This is a genomic window from Oscillospiraceae bacterium (assembly GCA_035380125.1).
Classification (GTDB): Bacteria; Bacillota; Clostridia; order Oscillospirales; family JAKOTC01; genus DAOPZJ01.
On the sequence record DAOSWV010000046.1, the window covers coordinates 1 to 2,773 of the forward strand.

Genomic DNA, 2,773 nt, shown 5'->3' on the forward strand with positions numbered 1-2,773 from the left:
GGTTCGCCGCCGGTCAGGGTCACGCCGCCGCCGTCGAAAAACATCGGGGCGCTTTTTTTGACTTCGGCGAGGACTTCATCGAGTTCGGGGGTTTGGCATTTGCAGGTGATGCCCTGATTGCGGTTCACAGTGACGCAAGGGCGGTCGGAACAGGCTTTGCAGACGGAACGGTCGAGGCGGCGATCGTGAACGGCGCCGTACGGGCAGACCGAATCGATCAGCCGATTTTCGCTGACAAACAGCGGCGGCGTTTGGGACATGCCCTCGGGATTGGCGCACCACGGGCAGCGCATGTTGCAGCCCTGCAGATGGTAGACCAGCCGGTTTCCCGCGCCGTCCTGCGAATAATTAAAGCCCTTTTCGAAAATTTTAAGTTCCATATTTTTTGCACCTGATGACGGTTTTGGTTTCGCTGTAAATGATTATAACATGGTAATGCGGGAATTGCCAGCCCATTGTGTTTTATATGATTTTGACTATAATGATAACAGCTGTCAGAGATAAGGAGTAATTATGCAAGAACATACAACAAACCGGGAAGATATTTGCTTGGTTTTACCCGATTTGTCATTCCGGGAACAGTATGAGGATATGATGCGGGAGTGGCTGGCATTCGGCAGCCGGTTGAATCCGGCTGCGCTTCGAAATAACGGTGCGCCTTATGAAACATGGCTGCGCTGGATGAATGAAGATCGTTTTGAAGAGTCCTGCCCGGAGGGTGCGGTTCCGCAAACGCTCTATTTTGCGGTACGGACAGACGGTCGGCTTCTGGGCGCGGTGACGATACGGACACATCTTGATGATAAATTTTTTCTGGACGGGGGTTATGTGGGATACGGTGTTCGCCCTTCGGAACGCAGAAAGGGTTATGCCAAAAAAATGCTGCGACTTGCGTTGGGAAAATTGGCCGAGTCGGGCGTCCACGATGTTTTGCTGACTTGTGCCGAGGATAATATCGGCTCGGAAAACACGATGCGTGCCTGCGGTGCTGTTTATGAAAATACAATCACCAACGAGAGCGGCGAAAGAGTAAAAAGATTTTGGATACAATAATTATTAAATGAATTTTAGGGTGCAAAAAAATTTTTAAAAATTTCTCAAATACCTCTTGACAAATAGTACTATGCCATGTATAGTATTATGCGAAAGGGGGTATTGATGTGCTTGACCCGCAACTCAAACGAGGTATTTTGGAGGTCGGGGTATTGTCCGCCGTCTCCCGCGAGGATTCCTATGGGTATAAGATCATCAAGGACCTTTCCGGCTATATCGAACTCACCGAATCGACGCTTTATCCCATTTTGCGCCGGCTGGAAGCCGCCGGGGACCTCACGGTCTACTCCGTCGAACACAACGGCCGTCTGCGCAAATTTTATCGGATCACCGACAGGGGACATGCCGCGATCACGGAATTTTTGCGCGACTGGCCGGAGATTGAATCGATGGTGGAATATATCAGAGTGGGAAAGGAATGATCTGAACTATGACGAAACGTGAATTTTTAGACGATTTGAAGAGCCGGCTGTCGCAGCTGCCGCCGGACGAGATCGGAAAACGACTCGCCTATTATGCGGAACTGATTGACGACATGACCGAAGACGGAATGGATGAGGCCGCTGCGGTTGACAAACTCGGAGATATCTCGAAGATCGCCGAAGATATTTTGAGGGAACAGCCGCTGCAGACGCTGGTCAAATCCAGAGTCAGGCCCAGAGGCGGATGGACGGCGCTGAACATCATTTTATTGGTGCTGGGTTTTCCGGTCTGGTTTCCGATTTTGATGGCTATTTTTGCGGTGGTACTCTCCATTTACGTCGTGATCTGGTCGGTGGTCGTGGTGCTGTTCGCGGTGGTATTCGCTATTGCAGCAAGCGGACTGGCGCTGATCGTGGGTGGGATTTGGAATATGTTCCACAATCCGTTGCTGGCGCTGATGGTACTCGGTTCGGGCGTCGCGCTGGCGGGGCTTTCGATTCTCGCGTTCCTCGGTGCGATGTACACCGCGAAGGGACTTGCAAAACTGACGGTGTTGATTGCCAGAGGCATCAAGACACTGTTTATCCGGAAAAAGGCATGAGATTGTTAATTTACAATATACTAATGAATTGAAAGGCAGGTTATAAAAAATGAGTAAAGCATTGAAGACAACGCTGATTGTCGCGGGTTCTCTGCTGATGGCGGGAATTCTGATCTTCAGTTTGGCCGTGGCGTTTGGCGCACGCGTCGAAAATTTTTGGGACGAAAAGTCGTTCAATCTCCCGTGGAATATCAATGTCGGAACCACGAATATCGCAGGTTATAAGTCCTGGGATAACACGTATACTGAGAACGGGACTTACACAGTGAGCGCAGACGGGCTTTCGGGCATCGAATTGAAATGGATCGCCGGCAGTGCGACGGTTAGTGTTTATGACGGCGCGGAAGTTACTTTTACAGAGAGTTCATCCGATGTTTTGACACAGGATTTGGCGCTTCGGTACGGTGTGGAGAATGGTGTGCTGTATATTCAATACTGCTCCACCGCCGCACCAAGCGATTTGCCGGTGAAGGCGATTGATGTAAAGATTCCGGCTGCATTGGCGGCGAATATGAGTGGTTTTGACTTCTCAAGCGCTTCGGCGTCACTGACCGTATCGGGGCTTACGGTTGACGATATGAATTGCAACGGCGTCTCGGGACGCATTGATGCATCCGACATTACGGCGGAAACGGTGGATATGGACACGACTTCCGGCGAAGTACGGTTTTCGGGCAGCTATGTCCGGATGAGCGT

General features: G+C 50.8%; 5 protein-coding genes. 4 read left to right on the forward strand and 1 reads right to left on the reverse strand.

Annotated elements, in window-relative coordinates; translation table 11 throughout:
- A partial coding sequence (locus PK629_12655; protein ID HOP12326.1) for a radical SAM protein occupies positions 1–380 on the reverse strand: 380 nt, incomplete at its 3' end.
- Positions 381–549: 169 nt separating this feature from the next.
- Between PK629_12655 and PK629_12660 the strand changes: the two genes are divergently transcribed.
- The 4 genes from PK629_12660 to PK629_12675 all read left to right on the forward strand — a co-directional run.
- Complete coding sequence (locus PK629_12660) at positions 550–1,053, forward strand: GNAT family N-acetyltransferase (protein HOP12327.1); 504 nt, start codon at positions 550–552, stop codon at positions 1,051–1,053.
- A gap of 107 nt (positions 1,054–1,160) precedes the next feature.
- Positions 1,161–1,475: a PadR family transcriptional regulator gene (locus tag PK629_12665; protein HOP12328.1), complete on the forward strand. Its 315-nt coding sequence runs from the start codon at positions 1,161–1,163 to the stop codon at positions 1,473–1,475.
- An 8-nt stretch (positions 1,476–1,483) separates the two neighbouring features.
- On the forward strand, positions 1,484–2,077 hold the full coding sequence (locus tag PK629_12670; GenBank protein ID HOP12329.1) for a DUF1700 domain-containing protein: 594 nt from the start codon (positions 1,484–1,486) through the stop codon (positions 2,075–2,077).
- A 49-nt stretch (positions 2,078–2,126) separates the two neighbouring features.
- The coding region (locus PK629_12675) for a DUF4097 family beta strand repeat-containing protein (protein HOP12330.1) at positions 2,127–2,773 on the forward strand (647 nt) is incomplete at its 3' end.

Bases quoted from the DNA above. Each gene is read 5' to 3' on its own strand.
- PK629_12670 (HOP12329.1), top strand. From the start codon at position 1,484: ATGACGAAACGTGAATTTTTAGACGATTTGAAGAGCCGGCTGTCGCAG.